The following is a 7,132-nucleotide window of genomic DNA, read 5'->3' as shown; positions in this document are numbered from 1 at the left end:
CCCCGGCTGGACGCCGCGGTCGGCTCCATCCGCGCCGCCGGTGGCCGGGCCACCAGCGCCGTCGTCGACGTCAGCGATCGGGCGGCGCTGCGGGCGGCGGCCGAGCAGGCGCTGGCCGGGCCCCGGCTGGGTGCGGTGGTGTGGGCCGCCGGCCTCTTCGACTGGGCCGACGCCGACGTGGCCGAGCCGGACACCTGGGACCAGCTCTTCGACGTCAACCTCGCCGCGGCAGCGGCGGCCACCCGGCTGCTGCTGCCCGGCTTGCTGGCCGGGTCCCCCAGCTCGCTGATCTATCTCGGCTCGGCGGCGTCCCGGCAGCCGTTCCAGCACAACGCCGCGTACGTGGCGAGCAAGCACGGGCTGGCAGGGCTCGCCGGGGCAGTCTGGCTGGACGTGCGCGACCGCGGGGTCAAGGTCAGCCTGATCGCGCCCGGCCTGGTCGCGGCCGGCGCGGGCCTGCGATCACCGCAAGGCCAGGCCTGTCCCGAGCGGCTGTTGCAGCCGGCAGACATCGCCGCGGCCGTGCGGTTCGTGGTGACCTTCCCCGAGCGGGGCTGCCCGACCGAGATCAGGCTCGAACCGCAGGCAGGCTGAGAGCGCACCGACCCGCTCAGTAATCGCGGCCGATTCCCACCGTGTCCTTGCCGTCGTGGTTCCAGTCACCGGCGAACGGCCGGTCCCCGACGACGCCGAAGCGGGTGTAGGACGACACCGGGCCACCCAGGGTGTTCGCCATCGCGAACCGCGCGCCCTGGTACACCCCGTAGCTGTCGGCGCCGTTGCCGTCCCAGTCGCCGGCGACCGGCACGCTGCCGGCTGCGCCGAAGGTGTAGCGCAGTTGCGGCGCGCCCGCCGCGAGGCTGTTGACCAGGTAGAACGTCGCGGTACTCGGGACGTACACGCCCGGCGTGTCGGCCTTGTTGCCGTTCCAGTCTCCTGACACCGGCAGCGCACCCGTTCCGCCGAGCACCACGCGGGTCACCGGGCTGGTCGAGGTGGGGGTGTTGGTGTTGAACAGGTAGAACGTCGAGTTCGAGCTCCGGTAGACCCCGATCGTGTCGGTGCCGATGCCGTCCCAGTTGCCGCACACCGGCCGATCACCCGGATTGCCCAGTCGCACCTGGTGCACCGGCGTGCCGGCGGCGAAGGAATCGCGGTAGTAGAAGGTCGCGGTGCTCGAGCGGAACACCCCGACGGTGTCGGAGCCGTCGCCGTTGAAGTCACAGGCGAACGGCTGGTCCCCCTTGATGCCGAAGCCGCTCACGACGTCGGTGGTCGGGCTGGCCAGCGAGTTCGTCAGGTACAGGGTCGGCGCGGTCAGCGGCTTGGCCACCACGAACCAGTCCGACTTGAGCCCCAGCGCGGTGCGGAACTCGTTGCCGGTGACGGTCACCGTGCGGGTACTGCCCTTGACCTGCGCCGAGAGCACCCGGCCGCCGTCGGCACCGAGATGGTTGCCGGTCGTGGTGACCGACTGCAGGGTGCCGACCCCGAATGCCTGCGAGATGGTGCTGGCCGGGATCGAGGTGCTCCAGTTGTGGTTGGGCGAGGCGGTGTCGCCGAGGTCCTGCACCGCCGGGAAGGTGCCGCCCGCGGTCCAGCCACCGGTCGAGGAGCTGAATTCCGCGGACATGATCGTCCCGGAGGAATTGGTGATCACCTTGCCCGCCGTGCTGGCCACCGCGGTGTTGGTGCGGGAGTCCTCGGTGACCACGCCGTCCAACCCGACCCCGCCGTAGACCTGGCAGGTCTGCGAGTCACAGGTCTTGGCCCAGCTGTAGCGGTTCTGGGCCGCCGCGTAGGACCGGGCGGCGACCGCCTGCGACTGCAGCGCGGCCATTCCCTTGCCGCCGCTGGCGTCACCCCAGGACGCCGGTGACTCCCGCGGGACCACGCCGCGCAGGTAGTCCTCCATGCCGACCAGGTTGACGACCCTGGTCATGCCGCCGCCGTAGACCAGCGACAGCGAGCCGCGGTAGGTGCGGGTGGAGGTGCCCGAGCAGATGCTGAGCATGGTCGCCAGCGAGCCAGGGGTCACCGAGGACCGGATCGCGCCGGTGGTGACCGGCTTGGCCGCCGACCACGGCTTGCCGCAGCCGGTGCTGGTGAACAGCTGGTAGGAGCCTGCCGAGACGTAACGCAGCAGCGCCGCGCTGCCGGCCGGGATGGCCACGCCGCCGGCGGTGAACGGGCTGCCGGAGGTGACGACCACCTGGTTCTGGCCGTCGAGGGCGGTCAGGTCGACGCTCAGGGTGCCCAGGCTGCGGGTGGCCAGGGTGGTGCCGCCGTAGTAGTGGGCCAGGATCTGGGTATACGTCCAGCTGTAGTTGGTGGCGTAGCCGAAGGCGCCGTACTGGCCCATCCCCCGGCCGTGGCCGTAGCCGTGACCGGTGATCCCGACGTTGCCGCCGGGCCAGGAGGCGGCAGCCGGTGCCGGTGACACCACTGCCAGCGCGGTGCAGGCCAGCGCGCCACCGACAACGGTGGCGATCGCAGCGGTCCGGCGCGACGGCCGGTGGGACGTGCCGGTGAGCGGGCCATGGGAGGTACCGGGCTGGCTGGCTGATCGAATGCTGAACATCTGGGTCACCTCGGGGCCGACCCGGGAGAGCGCTAGGCCGGAATGTCCGGATAAGGGCGATCGAAACCGCCGGAACTGTGTTTCCCTACGGTGTTACCTATTGGCCGATGCCAAGGCGATCTGAGAGATCCGAGGACTGTAACCCCGCCGGGCCGTCCGGCGCAGCACCGGAACGGCGGCAGTTCAGCCGCTCTTCGGACTCGGAAGCCGCGCTCTTCCGACTCGGAGGTAGCGCTCTTCGGACTCGGAGGTAGCGCTCTTCGGACTCGGAGGGACATAAGTAGCGGCGGCCTCAGCCGGCCGGCAGGTAGGCCGCACGGTCCTCGGCGAACGCGCGCCGCAGCGCCGCCCGCCAGTGCGGCATCGGCGTCAGGCCGGCCTCGCGCCAGGCCTGGTCCGACAGCACCGAATACGCCGGCCGCGGCGCCGGGCGCGGGAACTTCTCGGTGGTGGTCGGGTGCACCCGCCCGGGGTCGGCGCCGAGCTCCTCGAAGACCGCCCGGGCCAGGCCGAACCAGCTGGTCTCACCCGATCCGGTGCAGTGATAGACGCCCGGACGGGCCGTGCTGCCGGCCAGCGCCACCAGCCCCCGGGCCAGGTCGGCCGACCAGGTCGGTGAGCCGCGCTGGTCATCGACCACCTCGATGGTGTCGCGGGCCTGCTCCAGCCGGGCCATCGTCTTGACGAAGTTGGACCCGGTGGCGCCGTAGACCCAGGCGGTGCGCACCACGTAAGCGTGCTCGGGAGCCAGCTCACGAACCGCCTGCTCGCCGGCCAGCTTGGTGCGCCCGTACGCCGAGCGCGGATCGGGTGCCGCGTCCACCGGATAAGGCTGGCCGGCGTCGCCGGCGAAGACGTAGTCGGTGGACACCTGCAGCAGCCGGGCGCCGGTCCGCGCCGCGGCGGCGGCCAGCAGCGCCGGCCCGCCGGCGTTCACCGCGAAGGCGCGCTCCTCCTCGGTCTCGGCCTGGTCGACGGCCGTGTAGGCCGCGGCGTTGATCACCAGCCCCGGTTCGAAGTCGCTGAAGACGGCCTGCACCGACGCCGAGCTGGTGATGTCGAGCTGGTCCGATCCCAGGGCCAGCAGCTGGTCGCCCTGGACGCCGGCCGCGGCCAGTACCCGGCACAGGTCGGTGCCGAGCTGGCCACGAGCGCCGGTGACCAGCCAGCGGCTCTGCTGCGGCCCGCTCACCGGCTGTCCGGACGAGCCGGGGACCGGGTGTCGGACAGAGCCGGACCGCGCGACTGCCGGCGCTGGGCGAATGCGGGCATGCGGTTCATGCTTGCACACCCGGCGGGTGTCGCCGGGGGTGCGTGGCGTGCGGCCGTGGGCCGTGAGGCGTGTCGTGGCTTCTGACGTCGTACACAGTTGGCCCCGATAGACTTCGCCGATGCCCTCCAACGATGACCGCCCGCCAGCCGGCGGGTCGAATCCGGCCGACGGCGAGCTGCCACCCGAACTCGACCCGCGTCGCGGCCGGCAGCGCTCGCGCCCGCGGCCGGCCGCGAGTACCGACGGGTGGGGCAACCAGAACGCCGACGGGTGGGGCGACCAGAACCCCGACCAGCTGGGCAACCGGACCAGCGGACAGCCGGGCGACCAGCGCGGCGCGCGGCCCGGTGACCCCGATGCCCAGCTGCCACCCGAACTGGACCCGCGCGGCCGCCAGGGCAGCCGTGCCCGGGACGCGGCCGCAGGCAGGCCGGCCGGCTCCGGCCAGCCACCGGCCGGGCGCGCACCGGCCACCCGCGTGGCCGGCGGCCGACCCAGGTCTGACCTGAAGCACGGAGCGGCGCTGGGCCTGCGGATAATCGCGACCATCTGCTCGCTGCTGGTCCTGGTGGGCAGCGGCTGGGCGTGGGCGACGTATCGCAACTTCCACGCCGCCATCACCCGGGTCGACGCCATCTCGGCCAAGGGCAAGGCAGCCAACGGGGGCATCGACGGGCAGGACCAGACCCTGCTGCTGGTCGGCAACGACGACCGCGACACCGCCACCGACGCCGAGTTGGCCCAGCTGGGCACCCACCGCGACGGCGGCAGCTACAACACCGACACGATGATGCTGCTGCACCTGCCGGCCGACGGCAGCAGGGCCACCGCGATCTCGTTCCCGCGGGACTCCTACGTGAGCATCCCCGGCCATGGCAAGAACAAGCTGAACGCCGCCTACCCGATCGGCGTCCAGGCCGCGCACGGTGACAAGGCCGCGGGCGCACGGTTGCTGGTCGAGACCATCGAGAACCTGACCGGGCTGAGCATCGACCATTTCGTCCAGGTCGACCTGCTCGGTTTCTACCGCATCTCCAACGCCATCGGCGGCATCGACGTCTGCCTCAATGCCGCGCAGAAGGAGGTGAAGTCCGGAATCGACCTGAAGGCCGGCCACCAGATCATCAAGGGCACCCAGGCGCTGGCCTTCGTCCGGCAGCGCTACGGCCTGCGCAACGGCGACCTCGACCGGATCAAGCGCCAGCAGTACTTCCTGTCGGCGGTGTTCCGCAAGATGTCCTCGGCCGGCACCCTGCTGAACCCGCTGAAGCTGCAGAACCTGCTCAAGGCGGTGTCGTCCTCGCTGCAGATGGATGAAACCCTGGAGCCGCTCAAGCTCGCGCAGCAGATGCAGAACCTGCAGGCCGGCAGCTTCACCTTCACCACCATTCCGACCCAGGGGTTTGCCGATGAGGAGATCGGCGGTCAGATCCAGAACACCGTGGTGGTGGACGCGGCGGCGATGCCCGAGTTCGTGGACAAGCTGATCGGAAGTTCCGGGTCGGCCCTGCAGAAGGCGAAGCCCGCCGTGCCGAGCGAGGTCACCGTCCAGGTCATCAACGACACCAACGCCAACGGGCTGGAGACGACCAACGCCAAGGCGCTGCAGGCGGCCGGTTTCAAGACCGAGATCCCGCCCGCGACGTCGGACGTGGTGGCCAGGACCACGATCCGTTACGCCCCCGGCCAGGAGGCGGCGGCCAGGGCCCTGCAGGCGCAGGTGCCCGGCGCGGTGATGCAGCGCACCACCTCGGTCAGCGGGGTGAGCCTGGTGCTCGGCGAGAACCGCGTCCAGGTGAAGAGCCTGATGCCCAAGCCCACGCCGGCAGGCACCGCGGGCAGCTCGGCCAAGCCCGGGTCCTCGGCACCGAGGCCCTCGGCGTCCTCCTCCACGGCGGGCGTGACCACCGCGGCCGATGCCGGCTGCATCAACTAGCCCACGGCATAGCGGAAGCTGAGTCCAGGATGGCGTTGCCCCCGATGCCGCTGCCGCCGACCGGGCCGGAACAACTGTTCGCCGCCCGGCTGGCCGCCGATCCCGGTGGCCCGCTGGTCACCTTCTACGACGACGCCACCGGCGAGCGCGCCGAGCTCTCGGCGAAGTCGCTGGCCAACTGGGTCGCCAAGACCCATTTCCTGCTGGTGGACGAGCTGGGCGCCGCGGTCGGCGACCGGGCCTTCGTCCGGCTGCCGGTGCACTGGCTGGCAGCCCCCATCCTGCTGGGCTGCTGGTACGCCGGCCTGGAGGTGGTGACCGATCCCGCGACAGCGACCATCGCCTTCGGCGACGCCGACTCGCTCTCAGCCCTGATCACCCCCGACCGGCTGAACGGGGCGTTCGCGGTGTCGCTGCTGAGCATGGCCAGGCCCTCGACACCGCCACCCGGGATGGCCGACTACGCCAGCTCCGTGCGTCCGATGCCCGACAGCTGGGCGGCCGTCCGGGCCCAGGCGGGACCGGGCGACGCCGCCTTGGCCGGGCGCTCGCGGGCCGAGCTGGGCGAGGCCGCCCGGCAGGCGGCCGGCGAGCTGGGGCTGGGCCCGGCCGGCCGGCTGATGTGGACCGCTGCCTGGACCGCTCCGCAGGACTGGATCGCGTCCCTGCTCGCGCCGCTGGCGGTCGGCGGCTCGGTGGTGCTGGTGCGCAATCCGGACCCGGCCAGGGGCACCGCCCGGGGCGAGGCTGAGCACGCCACCGTCAGCCACTGATGCCGTGGTCGGGCAGGCTGGCTAGAGTTCGGCTGACTACCTCGTCCGGCTCACGGGACTTGTCCGGCCGGACGCCGATCGAGCCAGCTGGAGAGTCAAGCGTGGACAAAGTGGTGGCAACAGCCGCCGAGGCGGTGGCTGACATCGGTGAGGGAGCGTCGCTGGCGGTCGGCGGTTTCGGCGTGTGCGGCATCCCGCACGTCCTCATCCAGGCGCTGCTCGAACTCGGCAGCGGCTCGCTGGAGACGGTGTCCAACAACTGCGGGCTGGACGAGGCGGGCCTGGGCATCCTGCTCGGCGCGAAGCGGATCCGGCGCACCATCGGCTCCTATGTCGGGGAGAACCGCGAGTTCGCCCGGCAGTACCTCAGCGGCGAGCTGGAGGTCGAGCTGACGCCGCAGGGCACCCTGGCCGAGCGGCTGCGGGCCGGCGGCTCCGGGATCGCGGCGTTCTACACCCCGGCCGGGGTCGGCACCATGATCGCCGAGGGCGGCCTGCCGTGGCGCTATCACCCGGACGGCACGATCGCGCTGGCCTCGCCGGCCAAGGAGGTCCGCGAGTTCAACGGC

The 7,132-nt window shown here is 72.0% G+C and carries 6 protein-coding genes; 4 read left to right on the top strand and 2 right to left on the bottom strand.

Translation table 11 applies throughout. From position 1 onward, the window contains the following. Nucleotides 1-594: SDR family oxidoreductase (locus tag VF542_RS00360; protein ID WP_408649723.1), on the top strand; the 594-nt coding region annotated here is incomplete at its 5' end. Between the two features lie 16 nt (nt 595-610). Here the strand turns inward: VF542_RS00360 and VF542_RS00355 are convergent. After that, on the bottom strand, nt 611-2,581 hold the full coding sequence (locus VF542_RS00355) for a SpoIID/LytB domain-containing protein (RefSeq protein ID WP_408649722.1): 1,971 nt from the start codon (nt 2,579-2,581) through the stop codon (nt 611-613). Between the two features lie 292 nt (nt 2,582-2,873). Then, nucleotides 2,874-3,773 (bottom strand): dTDP-4-dehydrorhamnose reductase, encoded by a 900-nt coding sequence (gene rfbD / locus VF542_RS00350; protein WP_408649721.1) that lies wholly within the window; start codon nt 3,771-3,773, stop codon nt 2,874-2,876. Nucleotides 3,774-3,972: 199 nt separating this feature from the next. Between rfbD and VF542_RS00345 the strand changes: the two genes are divergently transcribed. The 3 genes from VF542_RS00345 to VF542_RS00335 form a co-directional block, all read left to right on the top strand. Further along, on the top strand, nt 3,973-5,790 hold the full coding sequence (locus VF542_RS00345; RefSeq protein WP_408649720.1) for an LCP family protein: 1,818 nt from the start codon (nt 3,973-3,975) through the stop codon (nt 5,788-5,790). A gap of 29 nt (nt 5,791-5,819) precedes the next feature. Then, nucleotides 5,820-6,563 (top strand): TIGR03089 family protein, encoded by a 744-nt coding sequence (locus VF542_RS00340; protein WP_408649719.1) that lies wholly within the window; start codon nt 5,820-5,822, stop codon nt 6,561-6,563. Between the two features lie 101 nt (nt 6,564-6,664). Beyond that, nucleotides 6,665-7,132, top strand: a 468-nt coding sequence (locus VF542_RS00335; protein WP_408649718.1) for a CoA transferase subunit A, incomplete at its 3' end; no start/stop codon positions are given.

Source organism: Jatrophihabitans sp. (assembly GCF_036389215.1).
GTDB lineage: Bacteria > Actinomycetota > Actinomycetes > Mycobacteriales > Jatrophihabitantaceae > Jatrophihabitans_A.
Note: the sequence above shows the minus strand (reverse complement) of the source record. Positions and strands in the feature narration are given on the sequence as shown.

Excerpts from the sequence above, each read along its gene's own strand:
- VF542_RS00345 (WP_408649720.1), top strand. The coding sequence starts at position 3,973 with ATGCCCTCCAACGATGACCGCCCGCCAGCCGGCGGGTCGAATCCGGCC.
- VF542_RS00340 (WP_408649719.1), top strand. The coding sequence starts at position 5,820 with ATGGCGTTGCCCCCGATGCCGCTGCCGCCGACCGGGCCGGAACAACTG.
- VF542_RS00355 (WP_408649722.1), bottom strand. The coding sequence starts at position 2,581 with ATGTTCAGCATTCGATCAGCCAGCCAGCCCGGTACCTCCCATGGCCCG.